Genomic DNA, 18,526 nt, shown 5'->3' on the forward strand with positions numbered 1-18,526 from the left:
ATGACGCTACCCGTGTGGCTTCTCATCGCGCTCCCGCTTGCCGGTGCGGCCGTCCTTCTGCTGTCCGGCCGGCGATCGGACAGGTGGGGCCACCTGCTCGGCACGGTCGCGTCGCTGGCCTCCTTCGCCTGTGCGGCAGCGCTGTTCGCCGCCATGCTGGGCCGCCACGGCGAAGACCGCGCCGTCCACGAGACGTTGTTCAGCTGGGTGCCCGTCGGCGGGCTGAGCGTCGACTTCGGCCTGCAGCTCGACCAGCTGTCGATGTGCTTCGTGCTGTTGATCACCGGCGTCGGTTCGCTGATCCACATCTATTCGATCGGGTACATGAAGGAGGACGCCGGCCGCCGGCGATTCTTCGCCTACCTGAACCTGTTTCTGGCTGCGATGCTGCTGCTGGTCCTCGCCGACAACTACCTCGGCCTCTACATGGGCTGGGAGGGCGTGGGTCTCGCGTCGTATCTGCTGATCGGCTTCTGGTCGCACAAGCCGTCGGCGGCCACCGCAGCCAAGAAGGCGTTCGTCGTCAACCGCGTCGGTGACATCGGGTTGGCCGTCGCCCTGATGATCATGTTCACCGCGGTCGGCGCCGTGTCGTTCTCCGAGGTGTTCGAGGCCGCGCCGCAACTCGGCGAGGGGACGCTCACCGCCCTCGGGTTGATGTTGTTGCTGGCGGCATGCGGGAAATCCGCCCAGGTGCCGCTGCAATCCTGGCTCGGGGATGCGATGGAGGGACCGACCCCGGTGTCGGCCCTGATCCACGCGGCGACGATGGTGACCGCGGGCGTCTACCTCATCGTGCGTTCGGGGCCCGTGTTCGACCTGGCCCCGCACGCACAGACCGCGGTCGTGGTGGTCGGTGCGGTGACGCTGCTCTTCGGTGCGGTGATCGGCTGCGCGAAGGACGACATCAAGAAGGCGCTCGCCGCGTCCACCATGAGCCAGATCGGTTACATGGTCCTGGCGGCCGGTCTCGGCCCCGCGGGATACGCGTTCGCGATCATGCACCTTCTGACGCACGGCTTCTTCAAGGCGGGCCTGTTCCTCGGCGCCGGCTCGGTGATGCACGCCATGGACGACGAGGTGGACATGCGCCGCTACGGCGGGCTGCGGACCGCCCTGCCGATCACTTTCGTCACGTTCGGTCTCGGTTACCTCGCGATCATCGGCATTCCGCCGCTGGCGGGCTTCTTCTCCAAGGACGGCATCATCGAGGTGGCGCTCGGCGCGGGCGGTGTCAAAGGCGTGATCCTCGGCGGGGCAACGATTCTCGGCGCGGGCATCACCGCCTTCTACATGACCCGGGTGATGTTGATGACCTTCTTCGGCGAGAAGCGCTGGGCCTCCGCGGCGAGCGGCGACGGGCACGGCGCACCCCATCCTCATGAGGCGCCCGCGGTGATGACGGTGCCGATGATCATCCTTGCGATCGGTTCGGTCACCGCCGGTGGCGCGCTGGCCGTCGGGGGCACCCTGGAGCACTGGCTCGAACCGGTCGTCGGTGCCCACGAGATCCACCATGTGCTGCCCGTCTGGGTCGTGACGGTGATCGTGCTGTCGGTGGTTGCGGTCGGCATCGCCGTCGCCTACCGCATGTACGGCACCCGCGCCGTCCCGTCCGACGTCCCGGCCGGATCGGCCCTGACCGTCGCCGCACGCCGGGATCTCTACGGCGATGCGTTCAACGAAAGGGTGCTCATGCGTCCCGGGCTGTCCTTCACCCGCGGGCTCGTCGAACTGGACGACGAGGCGGTCGACGGCGCGGCTTCGGGCCTGGCCGCGGGCGTCTCGCGGTTCTCGGATCGGTTGCGCGGGCTGCAGACCGGGTTCGCGCGCTCGTACGCGCTGTCGATGCTGGCCGGCGCGACCGTGGTCGTCGCGATGATCCTGGCGGTGAACCTGTGGTGACGTCGCTGCCGCTGCTGACCGTGCTGTGGGCCCTGCCGATGGTGGGCGCGGCCGTGGTCCTGGTGCTGCCCGCCGCGGCCCGAGGCGTAGCCAAGTGGGCCGCGCTGGCGGTGTCGCTGGCGGTGCTGGCCGTCGCGGTCGTCGTCGCCGTCGAGTTCGATCCCGCCGGCGAGCAGTACCAATTCGTCGAGAACTACCGGTGGATTCCATCTTTCGGCACCGGTTACATCCTCGGCATCGACGGTATCGCCTTGGCACTGGTGGTGCTGACCGCGGTGCTGCTGCCGCTGCTCATCATCGCCGGCTGGAACGACGCCCGCGATCAGCTGAGCTGGGGCGGTCGGTCGGTGCACATCTACCTGGCGCTGACCCTGGCCGTCGAGGGCATGGTGCTCATCTCGCTGGTATCCCTGGACATCCTGCTGTTCTACGTGTTCTTCGAGGCCATGCTGATCCCGATGTACTTCCTCATCGGCGGTTTCGGTGGTCAGGACCGCAGCCGGGCCGCGGTGAAGTTCCTGCTGTACAACCTCGTCGGCGGACTCATCATGCTCGCCGCGGTCGTGGGGCTCTACGTCGCGACGGCCACCAGCGACGCGTTCGATGCGGGCACTTTCGACTTCCGCGCCATCGTCGCCGCGGTCGCCGGCGGCGAGTTCGTCCTCAACCCCGCGGTGATGCACCTGCTGTTCGGTGGGTTCATGTTCGCCTTCGCGGTCAAGGCCCCGCTGTGGCCGCTGCACCGCTGGCTACCCGATTCGGCGGTCGAGGCCACCCCCGCCAGCGCAGTGCTGATGATGGCGATCATGGACAAGGTCGGTACGTTCGGCATGATCCGCTACTGCCTGCCGCTGTTCCCCGATTCAGCGCAATGGTTCGGCCCCGCGATCATCACCCTGGCCGTCATCGGCATCATCTACGGCGCCGTCGTCGCCATCGGCCAGACCGACGTCATGCGCTTGATCGCCTATACCTCGATCTCCCACTTCGGCTTCATCATCCTGGGCATCTTCGTGATGACCACGCAGGGCCAGTCCGGATCGACCCTCTACATGGTCAACCACGGCATCTCCACGGCCGCACTGTTCCTCATCGCAGGGTTCCTGGTGTCGCGGCGCGGTTCCCGGCTCATCAGCGCGTACGGCGGGGTGCAGAAGGTGGCACCCGTCCTCGCCGGCACATTCCTTGTCGCCGGCCTGGCCACCCTGTCGCTGCCCGGACTGGCGCCGTTCATCAGTGAATTCCTGGTTCTCATCGGCACTTTCACCCGCTACCCGGTGCTCGCCGTACTGGCGGCCGGCGCGCTGGTCCTGTCCGCGGTCTACATCCTGTGGATGTGCCAGCGGATGATGACAGGCCCGGTCGCCGCCGGGTTGGCAGACGGTGACCGCAGATTCGGCGATCTGGTGCCGCGCGAACTCGTCGTGGTCGTGCCCCTGATCGCCCTGCTGCTGGTTCTGGGTATCTATCCCAAACCCGCCCTCGACGTGATCAACCCTGCCGTCACCCACACCCTGACGACCATCGATCGGACTGACCCGGCACCCCGGACGGCGGAAGGCCCGAGATGAACATCCCCACGCCGACGGTCGAATACGGCCTGATCTCACCGATGCTCATCGTGCTCGGCGCCGCCGTGCTCGGTGTGCTCGTCGAAGCGTTCCTGCCGCGACGCCGGCGCTACGGCGCGCAGGTGGCGCTGTCCCTGGTGGCTCTCGTCGCCGCGTTTGTGGCTGTCGTGCTGGTCGCGCGGGAGGTCGACGCGGGGGCGAGCGTGACCGCGGTCATGGGTGCGGTGGCCATCGACATGCCGGCGCTGTTCCTGCAGGGCACCATCCTGCTGGTCGCGGTGCTGGGCGTCCTGCTCATCGGTGAGCGCCAGCACGCCGCGGCGGACGGACCCGAGGGCGAACGCGGCCTGGACGCGTTCACTCCCCAGGCCTCGGCCATCGCGGGAAGCGTCGCCGAGAAGGCAGCCACCCGAGCGGGAATCATTCAGACCGAGGTGTTCCCACTGACGATGTTCGCCGTCGGCGGCATGCTGCTGTTCCCCGCAGCCGACGACCTGCTGACGATGTTCATCGCACTGGAAGTCCTGTCGCTGCCGCTGTACCTGTTGTGCGGCCTGGCGAGACGGCGACGGTTGCTGTCTCAGGAGTCGTCACTGAAATACTTTCTGCTGGGCGCCTTCTCGTCGGCGTTCTTCCTCTACGGCGCCGCGATGCTGTACGGCTACGCCGGCACGCTGACCCTGCAGGGCATCGCCGACGCCGTGGCCTCCGGGGAGGGCAGGCCGGCGCTCGCCCTGCTCGGCATCGCGCTGCTGTCGGTCGGGATCCTGTTCAAGGTCGGTGCGGTGCCGTTCCATTCATGGATCCCGGACGTGTATCAGGGCGCCCCGACCCCGATCACGGCCTTCATGGCGGCCGCGACCAAGATCGCCGCGTTCGGGGCGATGCTGCGCATCTTCTACGTCGCGCTGCCGGAGTTGCGCGACGACTGGCGGCCCGTGTTGTGGGCCGTGGCGATCCTGACGATGGTCGTCGGGACCGTCACGGCCGTCACCCAGAACGACGTCAAACGCATGCTGGGCTACTCCGCGGTCGCCCACAGCGGGTTCATCCTGACCGGCGTGATCGCCGGCAACGAGGCCGGCCTGTCCTCGACGCTGTTCTACCTTTTCGCGTACGGCTTTTCGACGGTCGGGGCGTTCGCGATCGTCGGCCTGGTGCGCGACGCCGACGGCGAGGAGGACACCGCGATGGCCCGCTGGGCGGGACTGGGCCGACGGTATCCATTGGTGGGTGTCGTGTTCTCGCTCTTCCTTCTCGCCTTCGCAGGCATCCCGCTGACGAGCGGGTTCGTCAGCAAGTTCGCGGTGTTCAAGGCGGCCGGTGAGGGCGGCGCGATCCCGCTGGTGGTCGTCGGTGTCGTCGCCAGCGCGATCGCCGCCTACTTCTACGTCCGGGTGATCGTGCTGATGTTCTTCACCGACCGGCCGGCGGATGCCCCGACGGTCGTGGTCCCCGGCGGCCTGACGACGGCCGTCGTCACGGTGACCGCGGCCGTGACGTTCGCCCTCGGGGCCCTGCCGCAACCTCTGCTCGACCTCGCCGACTCGGCGGATCGCTTCTTCTGATAGCAAGGCAGCCATGCTCGTACTGACCTCCGATCACGACGGCGTGCGGATGATCACGCTGAACAGGCCCGCCGCCAGGAATGCACTCAGCCGCGATCTGATCCGCGCGGCCTATGCGGCGTTGACCGACGCCGACGCCGACGAGTCGGTCCGCGCGGTCGTTCTCACCGGTGCCGATCCGGCGTTCTGTGCCGGCGTCGACCTCAAAGAAGCTGCCCGGGACGGGCTTTCGTACTTCGAGGAGTTCCGGTCGCAGAGTTGCATTGCGGCGGTGGCGGCGATGCGCACCCCGGTGGTGGGGGCCATCAACGGGGCGACGTTCACCGGAGGGCTGGAGATGGCGCTGGGGTGCGACTTCCTGATCGCCTCGGAGCGCGCGGTTTTCGCCGACACACACGCGCGGGTCGGCATTCTGCCCGGCGGCGGGATGACGGCGCGGCTGCCACAGCTGGTGGGAGCGGCGATGGCCCGGCGGTTGTCGATGACCGGCGAGGTGGTCGACGCTGTCCGCGCCGAGCGGATCGGGCTGGTCACCGAAGTGGTGCCCCACGGCCGTCTGCTGGAGCGTGCCGTCGAGCTCGCTCGCCAGATCGCCGACGTCCCGCGGCCGACCATGCGCGGCCTCAAGGAGATCTACACGACCGGCGCCGCGGCGGTGATCGATCCCGCGCTGTCGGCCGAAGAGACCATCGCGTTCGCCCAGCACCGGGACTTCGACGGGCTCGGCGACCGGTTCAGCGCGGTCGCGCAGCGCAACAGGGAGCAGATCGACCCCAGCTGACCCGGACCGAGGGCCACTTGCACCGCGAGCGCGCGTGTCTGCACGCCGCCACGCCGCGCAACCCGGCATCCTGCGCGCGCTCACACGCCGCGAACGCGCGCAAAAGGCCACAGCTGAACGTTGTGTCGCGAGCAGACACGCGCGCTCGCGGTGCGGAGGATCAGGGCGTCGGCGCGTGACTACGGGCGGCGCTGGATGAATTGCACCGTCGGGCGGCCGCCGAAGGACGGGTGCGGCTGCGTGGTCTGCGCGACCTGCGTGCGCGCCTGGTCGATCACCGGGGTGTCCGGGTCGAGCACCCGCAGATACACCTCGTGCGCTGCGAGGGACGCCACCGCCGCCTCGATATGGCCGTCGACGGGCTGGCCGTGCGTGGCGCCCGAACCGTTCTCGAACAGCCAGCGCGGCGGATCGGCCAGTGTGTCATAGGCTTTCGCCACGGCCTTCGCGAACTCGATGTGATCGGTCTGGTTCGGCTCCCCCGGCGCCCATTCGTCGCCGCTGTAGATCGTGACGACGACATCCGGCGCCGCTTCCGCGATCGCCGTGGCGATCCTGTCGTGCAACGCGGGCGTGTCCCGGACCGAACCGTCGGGGAAATCCCAGAACTCGACGTCGTCGACACCGACGATCGCCGCCGATCTGCGCTGCTCGCCCTCCCGGAGCGGGCCCGCCTCCTCGGGCGCCATTCCCTCGATCCCCCGTTCACCACGCGTCGCCAGCGCGTAGCGCACCGTCCGCCCCGCCGCAGTCCACGCCGCCACGGCCGCCCCGATGCCGTACTCGGGGTCGTCCGGATGCGGAACCAGCACCAGCGCGGTGCGCCAGTCGGTCGGGAAGGGCTCCAAGGTCGGCGTCACGCCCCTCCTCAGGTCACCACGCCGTGCAGCAGGATGTCGGTGGTGCTGTCCACCCACGACGCGCCCGCCAGCACATCGGGGGCCTGCAGCAGCGCCAGCAGGGTCGCACCGCCGACGAGGCTCACCAGCCGGTCCGGATCCACGCCGGCGCGCACCTCGCCACGGTCCACCGCATCCTGCAGACGGGTCCGCACCGCGATGAACAGATCGGCGAACCGGGCCCCCACCCGCCCGGTCAGATCGGCGTCGGCCGACATGTCGGCGATCAGCCCCGGCAGCGCGGCCCGCACCACAGGGCTCAGGAACACGTCGCGCGCCGCCTCGATCATCGCCCGCAGATCCGCGGCGATGTCGCCGGGCGGGGTCTGGATCGCCGTCGGCGTCACCGGGAACGCCGCCTCGTGCACCAGTTCGGCCTTGCTGGACCACCGCCGGTACAACGCCGTCTTCGTGGTGCCGGCGCGCTCCGCGACCGCGGCCATCGTCACATTCGAATAGCCGATTTCGACAAGTAGATCCGCCGTCGCCCGCAGTATGGCAGCGTCAATGCGCGGATCGCGGGGACGTCCTGCACCCGGGGTCTTGCCACCCGGTGACGGGTCTGTTTTCATATCGCTACCCACGGTATCGTATTGGGGCCGTGCCAGGACCGCGTCGCGGCGGGAAGGACCATTTCTGTGACCAGTAGTGAACCCGCGGTCGGCAACGTCGATCGGCTCCAGCGTTCCAGTCGCGACCTGTCGAATGTTCCTGCCGCGCTGTCCCGGTGGCTGGGCAGCCGGCTGCCGGACATCGCACCGGGCACACCTGTGGACGTCACGGTCGAGAACGGCATCGACGCCAACGGCATGTCCTCCGAAACGATCGTGTTGCGCGGACGGTGGCAGCAGGACGGAAACCTGGTCGAGCACAACTGGGTTGCGCGGGTGGCGCCTGCCGAAGCGGACATCCCCGTGTTCAAACACTACCGCCTCGACCACCAGCACGAGGTGATGCGACTGGTGGGCGAGTTGACCGATGTGGCGGTGCCGCCGGTGCGCTGGCTGGAACAGACCGGCGAGGTGCTGGGCCGGCCGTTCTTCCTGATGGACCGCGTCGACGGCGCGGTCCCGCCGGATGTGATGCCGTATACCTTCGGCGGCAATTGGCTTTTCGATGCCTCGCCCGACCAGCAGCGGCAACTTCAGGACCGCACGGTCGAGGTCCTGGCCACGCTGCACTCGATCCCCGACGCTCCCGAGGTGTTCGGTTTCCTGCAGGACGTCGACCCGCCGGGACAGACCGCGCTACACCGTCATTTCGGCTGGCTCGAGGAATGGTATGAGTTCAGCGTCCCCGACATCGGCCCCTCACCGTTGGTCGAGCGGGCTCTGACGTGGCTGCAGGACCGGTTCCCCGACGACGTCGCAGCCGCCGAACCCGTTCTGGTGTGGGGTGATTCACGCATCGGCAATGTCATCTACCGTGACTTCTCCCCTGTCGCCGTCCTCGACTGGGAGATGGCCACCGTCGGACCTCGCGAGTTCGATGTCGCGTGGATCAGCTTCGCGCACATGGTCTTTCAGGAACTGACGAAGCTTGCCGGGCTGCCGGGTATGCCGCACTTCCTGCGCGAGGACGATGTGCGCGCCACCTACCGCGACCTCACCGGCGTCGAGATCGGCGACCTCACCTGGTTCTACGTGTATTCCGCCGTCATCTGGTGCTGTGTGTTCATGCGCACCGGCGCGCGACGGGTGCACTTCGGCGAGATCGAGAAGCCCGACGACGTCGAGACCCTGTTCTACCACGCCTCGTTGCTCAAAAGACTGATCGGAGAAGCGCACTGATGCTCGGACCGATGGACGAGTACCCGGTACACCAGCTGCCGCAACCCATCGCCTGGCCCGGGTCCTCGGACCGCAACTTCTACGACAGGTCCTATTTCAACGCCCACGACCGCACCGGCGACATCTTCCTCATTACGGGCATCGGCTACTACCCGAACCTCGGGGTGAAGGACGCGTTCCTGCTCGTCTCCCGCCGCGGGAGCGGCAGATTCGGCGGCGGCGGCGGTGACACACAGACCGCCGTGCATGTGTCCGACGCGATCGACCAGGACAGGCTCAATCAACACGTCGGGAATTACCGTGTGGAGGTCGTAGAGCCGCTGCGGAAACTGCGCATCGTCCTCGACGACACCGAGGGGATCGCCGCTGATCTCACGTGGGAGGGCCTGTTCGACGTCGTCCAGGAACAACCGCACGTCATGCGGCGCGGCAACCGGGTGACTCTCGATGCCCAGCGTTTCGCCCAGGCCGGTACCTGGAGCGGCCTTGTGTCCATCGACGGCACCGACATCCACGTCGATCCTGACCGCTGGATCGGCACCCGCGACCGCTCCTGGGGCATCAGGCCCGTCGGCGAAGCCGAGCCGCCCGGGCGCCCGGACGACCCACCCTTCGAAGGCATGTGGTGGCTCTACGTGCCGATGGCGTTCGACGACTTCGGCATCGTGCTCATCATCCAGGAGGACCCGCAGGGATTCCGGACACTCAACGACTGCACGCGGATCTGGAAGGACGGCCGGGTCGAGCAACTCGGCTGGCCGCGGATCAGGATCCACTACCGCTCCGGCACCCGGATCCCCACCGGGGCGACCATCGACGCCACCGCCGCCGACGGCAGCCCCCTGCGGTTCGACGTCGAGTCCAAGCTGCCGGCGCCGATCCACGTGGGCGGCGGATACGGCGGCGACTCCGACTGGTTGCACGGAATGTGGAAGGGCGCGAACTTCACCGAGCGCCTGACCTACGACATGACCGATCCCGCGATCATCGCCCGGGCGGGATTCGGGGTCATCGACCACGTCGGACGAGCGGTGTGCCGCGACGCCGACGGAGCCGAGCGTGAGGGGTGGGGCCTGTTCGAGCACGGCGCGCTGGGCCGCCACGATCCGTCGGGCTTCGCCGACTGGCTCACCGTCGCACCCTAGCGCTCAGGCGCCCAAGTTGCGCTCCAGCTCCTTCTCGGCCGATTGACCCTCTGCAACAGCAACTCTCGGCGAGACCCGGCCGAACACCATCGACTCCTCGATCCTGTCGAAACGGTGGTCGATGACATCGAGCACGTAGTTGTGCCGCACGTTCCACGGCCGGCGGGTGCCGGACTTCGGGAGCGCGTGCGGCGCCCGCTTGATATACCCCGATTCCAGATCGAAGGTGGGTTTCTCGGCGATCGGCACATCGCCGAGATGCGGGAAAGCGTGGGTGTAGCCGTGAGAATCCATATAGGCCAGGAGCTTCGCGACCGCCTTGGCGGTCATGTCGGCCCGCAGCGTCCACGACGCATTGGTGTAGCCGATGCACCAGGCCATGTTCGGCACGTCTTCGAGCAGGTACTCCTTGTAGACGAAGCGATCGGTGGGGTTGATCTCCTCGCCGTCGACCACGATGCGGATCCCGCCGAGCGCCTGCAGCTGCAATCCGGTCGCGGTCACGATCACATCGGCGTCGAGGCGACCACCCGAGGTCAGCACGATGCCCTTCTCGTCGATGTGATCGATGTGGTCGGTGACCACCTCGGCGCGTCCGTCGCTGATGTGGCTGTACAGATCGTCGTCGAGGATCAGGCACATGCGCTGATCCCACGGGTTGTATCTCGGCTTGAAGTGCACGTCGACGGCGTAGCCCGCCGGCAGAGCGGCTTTGGCGCGGCTGCGGATGAGCTTACGACCGAACTTCGGGGCCTTGCGGAACATGAAGTAGGTGAGGATGTGGAACATCGCGTTGCGGAACCGCACCACCGAGTGGGACAACCTGCGCGGCAGGATCTTCCGGATGAAGTCCACCATCGGGTCGATGCGCGCCATCGACATCATGTAGGTCGGTGAGCGCTGCAGCATGGTGACGTGCGCCGCCTTCTGGGCGAGCGCCGGGATGAGGCTGATCGCCGTCGCGCCACTGCCGATGACCACCACACGTTTATCCGAGTAGTCGAGCTGCTCGGGCCAGAACTGCGGATGCACGACATCTCCGCCGAACGACTCGATGCCGCGGATGTCGGGCCGGTAGGGCTCGTCGTAGTTGTAGTAACCCGTCCCGAAGAACACGAAGCGGGCACGGTAGGTCTTCGGCACACCCTCCCGTTCGGCGTGGACCGTCCACGTGTCGGTGGCCGAGTCCCATTCGGCCGAGCTCACCTGCGTCTCGAAGTGCATGTGCTCGTCGAAGCCGTGCTTGCGCGCGGTCTTGGCCAGGTACTCACGGATGTACTGGCCGTCGGCGACGTTCTCCTGACGGTCCCACGGCTCCCAGGGGAACGACAGCGTGAAGATGTCGCTGTCCGAGCGGATACCCGGGTAGCGGAACAGATCCCACGTGCCCCCGATCCGTGATCGCCGCTCCAGGATCGTGTAGGTCAGCTGAGGGTTCCGCTCCTGGATCCGGTAGGCGGCCCCGATACCCGAGATGCCTGCGCCGATGATCAGGACGTCGGAGAATTCCCCGTCGATGTGGTGGTTCTGCACCCGCAACCTCCTTTGGTCCGGTCCCGTACCACCCTAGGACTCAGGCGGCCGGTACGTCGACGATCCGGGCCATCGGATTCCCGCGAGCCGGGCGCGCCCGAGCGACGGCCATGTCGTTTTGCGCGCCGGATCGAGCCGTTGCGGACAAGATGGGCCCTATGGCCGACGTCGTGGTGGTGGGTGCGGGATTCGCGGGACTGACGGCGGCGCGCGAACTGACCCGCCGTGGCCACGACGTGCTGGTCGTGGAGGGCCGGGACCGCGTCGGGGGCCGCTCCTTCACCGGCTTCGTCGGCGGCGTCGCGGTCGACTTCGGAGCGACGTTCGTGGGGCCCACCCAGGACGCGGTCCTCGCACTGGCCGCCGAGCTGGGTCTGGAGACGGTGCCGACGTACGGACGGGGCAAGAACCTGATCCGGTGGCGTGGCCGTGTGCGGTCCTATCGCAGCACCATCCCGCGGCTGTCCGTCCTCGAGTTGGTCGACGTGTCCCGGATCCAGTGGCGGTTCGACCGCGTCTGCCGGAAGGTTCCGGTCGACAAGCCCTGGACCTCGCCGATCGCCGATCAGCTCGACGCCGTCTCCCTGGACGACTGGCTGCGTTCGGTGCATGCGGGGGCTTCGACCCGCGACCTCATGGCCATCATGGCGAGAGTGACCTGGGGCGCCGAGCCCGACGCGGTGTCCATGCTGCACGCGGTGCGCTACGTGAAGTCCGCCGGCGGTCTCAGCCACATGCTCGACGTCGAGGGCGGCGCGCAGCAGGACCGCTTCCTGGCCGGTACGCAGCAGATCGCGACGGCAATGGCCACCGAGCTGGGTGAGCGCGTGATCCTGGGCGCCCCGGTACGGCGCATCAGCCGCCGTCCCGATCGCACGCTGACCGTCACCGCGGGGCAGTCCGAGCACCATGCGGACGCCGTCGTCGTGGCCGTCGCGCCGCAGCATCGCGCCGACATCGAATTCGACCCGGCCCTGCCCACCGGTTACGGCGAGCTGAGCCGGCACTGGCCCCAGGGGCACCTCAGCAAGGCTTACGCCGCCTATCCGACGCCGTTCTGGCGGACGCAGGGGTACTCGGGTGAGGCACTGTCCGACGAGGGTCCGGTGTTCATCACTTTCGACGTCAGCCCCGCCCACGGTGACGATGACGCTGACGGTCCCGGCGTCCTGCTCGGGTTCACCGACGCCCGCACGTTCGACCCGTTGCCTGCCGATCAGCGACGCGAGGTCGCACTGGCCGGGTTCTCGGCGCTGTTCGGCGACGACGCCGCGTCACCTCTGGACTACGTCGACCATTGTTGGGGTGCAGAGACTTTCGCACCGGGAGGCCCCACCGCTGCCGTGCCTCCAGGTTCCTGGACCGCGCACGGCCGATGGCTGCGGGCACCCGTCGACGGGATCTTCTGGGCGGGCACCGAGACCTCGGACCGGTGGACGGGATTCCTCGACGGGGCCGTGCGCTCGGGCATCGGGGTCGCCGACGAGGTGGATCAGGAGCTGACGCGGGGCTCCTGACGGTCGGTGACCGACCCGACCAGCCACCGCAGCTGCTCGTTGACCTCGTCGGGCCGCTCCAGGATGGCGCAGTGTCCGCCGGCCAGTTCGACGAAACGCGCCAGGTTCGGCGCGGTCGCGGCGATGCGGCGTGACGACACGATGGGCAGGAGCCGGTCCCTGGTGCTGCCGATCACCAACGTCGGCACGGTGAGGTTCTTCAACGCGATGTGCCGGGGACCGAGATGGTCGACCAGCACCCGCGCCCAGCCGCCCCGGCCGGCCGCCGGGGTGCCGTTGAACAGTTCGAAGACGAAGTCCGCGACCGCGGGGTCGGCGTCGCGGCCGACGGCGATGGTCGAGACGAACCGGCGGCTCGGCCGGTCGGCGGCCCGGATCAGCGGGGCGGCCCCGAAGGTGCGCAGCACTCCGCCCGCCGCCCGCACCCTGGCGTCGGCGAAGCGTGCCGGTACCGGCAGCAGATTGACGTTGCGCAGCAGGTCGCCGGTCGTCGTGTTGATCAAGGCGACGGCATCGGCACGCTGGGCCACCCGGTGGGGCATCCGCTCCGACCACGAGGAGATCGCGATGCCACCCATGGAATGCCCGGCGATCACCGCCCGCTCCCCCGGCGCCAGGGTCGCCTCGAGAACCGCGTCGAGGTCGGCCGCCAGATGGTCGAGGCTGTACCCACCCCGCCGGGGCGGAACCCCGCTGCGGCCGTGCCCGCGGTGATCGAACGCGATGACCCGGTAATCCTGTGCGAGATCGGCGATCTGGTAGGCCCATACGCGAATCGCACAGGTGATTCCGTGCGCGAGCACGATCGGATAGCCGTGCTCGGGACCGAACACCTCGGTGTGCAGCCGCACACCGTCCTCGGACCGCACGTCGACGACTCGCCCCTGGGGCAGCGCCTGCGCTGCGGCGAATCCCCCGCGCCGGGGTCGGGTACTGCTCCGTGCCATGCGCGCTCCTCGTGTTCGGCGTCGTTGCCGGGTACGTGACTGTACCCGCGGGGCACCGCCGGTGCCCCGCCGATGCGCGGGTGAGTTAAATGGACCGACGACCACTGCGACGACGAAGCGAGGGCCCCCATGCGCGCGATCCAGATAGCCGAGCTCGAAGGACCCCAGGCTGCGAAGCTCGTCGAGATCGACGAGCCCGCCGCGGACGCCGGCCTGGTGGTCGTCGACGTCCACGCCGCGGGGGTCGCGTTTCCCGACGCCCTGCAGTCCCGCGGGCTCTACCAGTACAAACCCGAGATGCCGTACACGCCAGGAGCCGAGGTCGCGGGGGTGGTGCGCAGCGCACCCTCGGATGCGCACGTGCAGCCGGGCGACCGCGTCGTCGGACTGACGATGCTGTGCGGCGCCATGGCCGAAGTGGTTGCGCTGCAGCCGGAACGGGTCTTCACCCTGCCGGACGCGCTGTCGTTCGAAGCGGGCGCCGGGGTGCTGTTCAACGATCTGACCGTCCAGTTCGCGTTACGTACCCGCGGTCGGCTCGCCGACGGCGAGACCGTGCTGGTGCACGGTGCCGCCGGCGGCATCGGCACCTCCACGCTGCGGATCGCGCCGGCGCTGGGCGCCGCACGAACGATCGCGGTCGTCAGCACCGAGGAGAAGGGCGAGGTGGCGCGCGCGGCCGGCGCCACGGACGTGGTGCTCGCCGAGGGCTTCAAGGATGCGGTGAAGGAACTGACCGGTGGACGCGGCGTGGACATCGTGCTCGACCCCGTCGGCGGCGACCGGTTCACCGACTCGCTGCGCTCCCTGGCGCCGGGCGGTCGGCTGCTGGTCGTCGGCTTCACCGGCGGCGAGATCCCCACGGTGAAGGTGAACCGGTTGCTGCTCAACAACGTCGACACCGTCGGGGTCGGCTGGGGCGCATGGACGATGACGCACCCGGGCTATCTCCAGGAGCAGTGGGCCGAGCTGGAGCCTCTGCTGGCCTCGGGCGCCGTCCCCGCGCCAGACCCTGTCGTGTATCCGCTGGAACGCGCCGGTGAGGCGATCGCGTCGCTGGAAGACCGCTCGGCGCGGGGCAAAGTCGTCGTCGCGATCCGCTGACCGGAAACCCGGTCGGCGATTCGGGTGCACAACCCTTTGCCCGCTGCGATGATGAACGCCATGTCCAGCGCTAGCCAGGGAGCAGCCGACGGTCCACAGGTTGCTGGATTCCTGGCTGCCGCGGCGTCGAAACCGACCGCCCTGATCATCGAGGGGGAAGCCGGGATCGGCAAGACCACGCTGTGGCTGACACAGCTGCGGCAGGCCGCCGACCACGGCTTCCGGGTGCTGACCGCCCGTGTCGGCCAGGCCGAATCGGTCATGGCGTTCGCGGCGCTGGCCGACCTGCTCGCCGAGGTCGGCGAGGAGCATTTCGCCACCTTGCCTGCGCTGCAACGTCTTGCGCTGGACCGGGTGTTGCTGCGGGCAGGCGCCGACGGTCCCCCGACCGATCAGCGGGTGGTCGCCGCCGGCTTCGTCGCGGTGCTGCACGCGCTGGCCGCGGATTCACCGGTGCTGATCGCAATCGACGACGCGCAATGGCTGGACAGCTCGAGCCGCGCGGCGATCGAATTCGCGGTGCGTCGCCTGCGTGGGCCGTTCGGGATCCTGGTGACCGAGCGGTGCGCCCCGGGCGAGGGCGTGACGGCGGGCTGGCTCAAGCTGGAGCGTCCCGACGGCCTGGACAGGATCAGCGTCCCGCCGATGAGCTCCGCGCAGCTGCACACCTTGATCACCGAACGTCTGGGTCGCAAGCTCACCCGTCCGTCGGTGTTGCGCATCGCCGAGATCTCCGGCGGCAACCCGTTTTTCGCCCTGGAGCTGGCGCAGGCCGTCGGGGACGGTCCGGCCGGGGGCGAGGTCCCGCTCCCGGCCACACTCACCGATGTGGTGCGGCGCCGGATCGGACTGCTCGACGACCAGACCCGCGAACTGCTGCTCGGCGTGGCCTGCGTGTCGGACCCGACCGTGGAACTGCTCGCCCGCGCCTACGAAGCAACCGCCGCAGAGGTCACCGAACGGCTGGAGGGCGCCGAGGCGGCCGGCATCGTCGCGCTGGAGGGACACCGCGTCCGGTTCACCCATCCACTGCTGGCCAGCGGCGTCTACACCGACGCCGGCCCGACAGCCCGACGTGCGATGCACCGCCGGATGAGCGGCCTCGAATCGCAGCCCGAACTGCGGGCCCGGCACCTGGCCCTGGCGTCGGCCAGCGGAGACGACGAGATCTTCGCTGCCCTCGACCAGGCCGCCGACTCGGCGCGCTCCCGCGGCGCCCCGGCCGCGGCGGCCGAGCTGATGGATCTCGCGATCGGCCTGGGCGGGGACAATCCGATGCGGCGCATGAAGGCCGCGGAGAACCACTTCCTGGCGGGCAACACCTCGAAGGCAGGCACGGTTCTCGGGAGGATCGACTCGATCGAGCCCCCGATGCTGCGCGCGCTGGCCGCGAGCCTGCTCGCCACGGTGCGAATGTACGAGAACGAGCACAGTGAAGCGGTCGAACTGTTGCGTACCGCTCTCGACGACGCCGCCGGCAACGTGGCGGTGCACGTCCAGGTGCTGCTGCGACTGTCGTTCGCGCTGAACAACGCCGGCGAGCTCGACGACGCGCGCCGGCATGCGCGTGATGCCGTCAAGCTCGCCGAGGAGCTCGGGGTGCCCGCGGTGACCAGCGCCGCGCTGGCGTGGTCGGTGCACGTCGGTTTCCAGTGCGGTCACGGCCTGGACGACGAGGCGCTCACGCGGGCACTGAAGCTCTATGACAGCGGATTCGACGTACCGATCATCTTCCGTGCCCCGTTCGTCCACGCCCTGGCGATGTCGTGGACGGGCCGCCTCGAGCAGGCACACCGTGAGCTGACCGCGTTGCGCACGGTCTGCCTCGAGCGGGGCGCCGAAAGCGACATGATGGCGATCGCGGGATTTCTCGCCATCAACCACATGTGGCGCGGCGAGCTCGCCGAGGCGCAGGCCGAGGCCGCCGAGGCCGTGGAACGCGCGGAACAACTCGGCGGCGACGACGTCCTGATCATCCCGATGACGGTGCGCGGGGCGATGGCCGCCTACGCCGGCCGGGTGGACGATGCCCGCGCCGACGCCCGCTGGGTCCTCGCCGCCATCGAGAACCGTCAGACCTCGCACATCGCCGACTGGCCGGGCATGACGCTGTGCTTCCTCGAGGAATCACTGGGTAACCACCGCGAAGCCCTTGACGCGCTGGATGATTCGTTCCTCACGAGTGGGCGCGCCCCGTCGACCGAGCTGATGTACGGGTGGCATCTGCCCGATGCGATCGAGGCGATGGTCGGCGTCGGCGAGCTCGCGGATGCCGAGCACCTCACGGGGCTGCTGGAACACAACGGTCTCGAGCACGACCGCCGGTGGATGAAAGCGGTCGGCGCGCGCTGCCGGGCCATGCTGCTCGCCGCGCGCGGCGATGTCGCGACCGCCGAGCAGACAGCGCACCGCGCGATGGCCGAGCACGAACTGCTGCCGATGCCGTTCGAACGCGCCCGCACGCAGCTGCTGCTGGGCCAGTTGCAGCGTCGGCTCCGCCAGAAGACCACCGCGGCAACGAATCTGACCGAGGCCATGCAGACGTTCGAACGGCTCGGCACCCCGCTGTGGGCGGCTCGCGCCAAGAACGAGCTGGCGCGCGCCGTCGTCGCCCCGTCCGACGGCGTCAGTCAGCTGACACCGTCGGAGCAGAGGGTCGCCGAGATGGCGGCCTCCGGCGCGACGAACAAGGACATCGCGTCGGCGATGTTCATCAGCAGCAAGACCGTCGAGCACAACCTGACGAAGATCTACCGCAAGCTCGGCATCAGCTCACGGGCCGAACTCGGCCGGCGGATGGACCAGGCCGGGGCCGATCGCCTCTAGGTGATCCAGTCGGGCTGCTGGCCGACGTCGACGGCCGAGAAGTCCTTGTGTGCCAGGCCGGCGAGGGTTCCTCCGTCGACGACGAACTCCGCGCCCGTCGAGTAGCTCGACTCGTCGCCCGCCAGGTAGACCACGAGATTGCTGACTTCGTGGGGTTGGGCGATGCGGCCCAGCGCCGACTGGAAGATGTCCTCGGGGACCCAGTCGGCCATCGGGGTCTTCACCAGGCCGGGGTGCACGGAGTTCACCCGAATGCCGAACGGCCCCAACTCAAGGGCGGCCGACTTGGTCAACCCGCGGACAGCGAACTTGGTGGCGGTGTAGCCGTGACAGGCCACGGTGCCCGCCATCCCCTCGATCGAGGAGATGTTGATGATCGACCCACGGCCCGCGGCTTTCATCGTCGGGGCGACCGCACGGATTCCGAGGAAGACACCGGTGAGGTTGATGTCGAGGATGCGCTGCCACTCGGCGAGGTCGTAGTCCTCGATGGTTCCGATGTTCAGGATGCCGGCGTTGTTGACCAGGATGTCCACCCCGCCGAAGTCGGTTCGCGCCGTGGCCACGGCGGCGTCCCAGTCCTCCGGTTTCGTGACGTCGAGGCGGACGTAGCGGGCGGCGTCTCCGAGGTCCTTGGCCACCACCTCCCCCTCGGCGTCGAGGATGTCGCCACACACCACCGAGGCGCCGTGGGAGACCATCGCCTGCGCATGCGCCGCCCCCATACCCCTGGCGGCCCCGCTGATGAGCGCCACCTTGCCTGCCAACCGTCCTGTCATGAAACCTCCTGTGTGAGAACGCTTGTGAAGTCGCTGTCGCCGCGATCGGGACGGGGCGTCCACTCCCGCTCGGAGGTGGCCCGGAGCACACCATACAGACGCCGCCCGATGGATGGTCACGATTCCCCACATCGGCACCGCGAGCGCGCGTGTCTGCACGC

Annotated in this window: 14 protein-coding genes; 9 read left to right on the forward strand and 5 right to left on the reverse strand. The window is 68.8% G+C overall.

Going from position 1 to position 18,526, the window contains the following annotated elements:
- The 4 genes from nuoL to FHR72_RS25085 are packed head-to-tail and all read left to right on the forward strand — an operon-like array spanning position 1 to position 5,825.
- Positions 1-1,905 (forward strand): NADH-quinone oxidoreductase subunit L, encoded by a 1,905-nt coding sequence (gene nuoL / locus FHR72_RS25070; protein WP_183473874.1) that lies wholly within the window; start codon positions 1-3, stop codon positions 1,903-1,905.
- The gene (locus FHR72_RS25075) at positions 1,899-3,476 is read left to right on the forward strand and encodes an NADH-quinone oxidoreductase subunit M (protein ID WP_183473877.1); all 1,578 of its coding nucleotides are present in this window, start codon (positions 1,899-1,901) and stop codon (positions 3,474-3,476) included. The genes nuoL and FHR72_RS25075 overlap by 7 nt, the downstream gene beginning before the upstream one ends.
- Positions 3,473-5,044: an NADH-quinone oxidoreductase subunit NuoN gene (gene nuoN, locus FHR72_RS25080; RefSeq protein ID WP_183473880.1), complete on the forward strand. Its 1,572-nt coding sequence runs from the start codon at positions 3,473-3,475 to the stop codon at positions 5,042-5,044. Before FHR72_RS25075 ends, nuoN begins: the two co-directional genes overlap by 4 nt.
- 13 nt (positions 5,045-5,057) lie before the next feature.
- Entirely contained in the window at positions 5,058-5,825 is a 768-nt protein-coding gene (locus FHR72_RS25085; protein ID WP_183473883.1) for an enoyl-CoA hydratase, read from the forward strand.
- 179 nt (positions 5,826-6,004) lie between these two features.
- Here FHR72_RS25085 and FHR72_RS25090 read toward each other — a convergent pair whose 3' ends face one another.
- Together FHR72_RS25090 and FHR72_RS25095 are read right to left on the reverse strand one after the other, a co-directional pair.
- Positions 6,005-6,685, reverse strand: coding sequence for a PIG-L deacetylase family protein (locus FHR72_RS25090; protein ID WP_183473886.1), 681 nt, complete (start codon positions 6,683-6,685; stop codon positions 6,005-6,007).
- A gap of 8 nt (positions 6,686-6,693) precedes the next feature.
- Positions 6,694-7,296, reverse strand: a complete 603-nt coding sequence (locus FHR72_RS25095) for a TetR/AcrR family transcriptional regulator C-terminal ligand-binding domain-containing protein (RefSeq protein WP_183473889.1) — start codon at positions 7,294-7,296, stop codon at positions 6,694-6,696.
- Between the two features lie 66 nt (positions 7,297-7,362).
- Between FHR72_RS25095 and FHR72_RS25100 the strand changes: the two genes are divergently transcribed.
- A complete protein-coding gene (locus FHR72_RS25100; RefSeq protein ID WP_183473892.1) occupies positions 7,363-8,514 on the forward strand; it encodes a phosphotransferase family protein in 1,152 nt (383 codons plus the stop codon).
- Positions 8,514-9,659, forward strand: coding sequence for an Rv3169 family protein (locus FHR72_RS25105; RefSeq protein WP_183473895.1), 1,146 nt, complete (start codon positions 8,514-8,516; stop codon positions 9,657-9,659). The genes FHR72_RS25100 and FHR72_RS25105 overlap by 1 nt, the downstream gene beginning before the upstream one ends.
- A 3-nt stretch (positions 9,660-9,662) precedes the next feature.
- Here the strand turns inward: FHR72_RS25105 and FHR72_RS25110 are convergent, their stop codons facing one another.
- Positions 9,663-11,192 carry a flavin-containing monooxygenase gene (locus FHR72_RS25110; protein WP_183473898.1) on the reverse strand — a complete coding sequence of 510 codons (1,530 nt, stop codon included), beginning with the start codon at positions 11,190-11,192 and terminating at the stop codon, positions 9,663-9,665.
- 158 nt (positions 11,193-11,350) lie between these two features.
- Here FHR72_RS25110 and FHR72_RS25115 point away from each other — a divergent pair, with 158 nt between their 5' ends.
- Positions 11,351-12,709 carry a flavin monoamine oxidase family protein gene (locus FHR72_RS25115; protein ID WP_183473901.1) on the forward strand — a complete coding sequence of 453 codons (1,359 nt, stop codon included), beginning with the start codon at positions 11,351-11,353 and terminating at the stop codon, positions 12,707-12,709.
- Here the strand turns inward: FHR72_RS25115 and FHR72_RS25120 are convergent.
- Complete coding sequence (locus tag FHR72_RS25120) at positions 12,685-13,656, reverse strand: alpha/beta fold hydrolase (RefSeq protein ID WP_183473904.1); 972 nt, start codon at positions 13,654-13,656, stop codon at positions 12,685-12,687. The two genes, FHR72_RS25115 and FHR72_RS25120, sit on opposite strands and share 25 nt — an antisense overlap.
- 129 nt (positions 13,657-13,785) lie before the next feature.
- Between FHR72_RS25120 and FHR72_RS25125 the strand changes: the two genes are divergently transcribed.
- Positions 13,786-14,760, forward strand: a complete 975-nt coding sequence (locus FHR72_RS25125) for an NADPH:quinone oxidoreductase family protein (RefSeq protein WP_183473907.1) — start codon at positions 13,786-13,788, stop codon at positions 14,758-14,760.
- 60 nt (positions 14,761-14,820) lie between these two features.
- Complete coding sequence (locus FHR72_RS25130) at positions 14,821-17,586, forward strand: helix-turn-helix transcriptional regulator (RefSeq protein ID WP_183473910.1); 2,766 nt, start codon at positions 14,821-14,823, stop codon at positions 17,584-17,586.
- On the opposite strand, the gene FHR72_RS25135 is transcribed toward FHR72_RS25130, so the two are convergent.
- A complete protein-coding gene (locus FHR72_RS25135; protein ID WP_183473913.1) occupies positions 17,583-18,365 on the reverse strand; it encodes a glucose 1-dehydrogenase in 783 nt (260 codons plus the stop codon). The genes FHR72_RS25130 and FHR72_RS25135 overlap by 4 nt on opposite strands.
- Between the last annotated feature and the right edge of the window lie 161 nt (positions 18,366-18,526).

This window comes from Mycolicibacterium iranicum, from assembly GCF_014190915.1.
Taxonomy (GTDB): domain Bacteria; phylum Actinomycetota; class Actinomycetes; order Mycobacteriales; family Mycobacteriaceae; genus Mycobacterium; species Mycobacterium iranicum_B.

Excerpts from the sequence above, each read along its gene's own strand:
- nuoL (WP_183473874.1), top strand. The coding sequence starts at position 1 with ATGACGCTACCCGTGTGGCTTCTCATCGCGCTCCCGCTTGCCGGTGCG.
- nuoN (WP_183473880.1), top strand. The coding sequence starts at position 3,473 with ATGAACATCCCCACGCCGACGGTCGAATACGGCCTGATCTCACCGATG.
- FHR72_RS25085 (WP_183473883.1), top strand. The coding sequence starts at position 5,058 with ATGCTCGTACTGACCTCCGATCACGACGGCGTGCGGATGATCACGCTG.
- FHR72_RS25095 (WP_183473889.1), bottom strand. The coding sequence starts at position 7,296 with ATGAAAACAGACCCGTCACCGGGTGGCAAGACCCCGGGTGCAGGACGT.
- FHR72_RS25105 (WP_183473895.1), top strand. The coding sequence starts at position 8,514 with ATGCTCGGACCGATGGACGAGTACCCGGTACACCAGCTGCCGCAACCC.
- FHR72_RS25115 (WP_183473901.1), top strand. The coding sequence starts at position 11,351 with ATGGCCGACGTCGTGGTGGTGGGTGCGGGATTCGCGGGACTGACGGCG.
- FHR72_RS25120 (WP_183473904.1), bottom strand. The coding sequence starts at position 13,656 with ATGGCACGGAGCAGTACCCGACCCCGGCGCGGGGGATTCGCCGCAGCG.
- FHR72_RS25125 (WP_183473907.1), top strand. The coding sequence starts at position 13,786 with ATGCGCGCGATCCAGATAGCCGAGCTCGAAGGACCCCAGGCTGCGAAG.
- FHR72_RS25130 (WP_183473910.1), top strand. The coding sequence starts at position 14,821 with ATGTCCAGCGCTAGCCAGGGAGCAGCCGACGGTCCACAGGTTGCTGGA.
- FHR72_RS25135 (WP_183473913.1), bottom strand. The coding sequence starts at position 18,365 with ATGACAGGACGGTTGGCAGGCAAGGTGGCGCTCATCAGCGGGGCCGCC.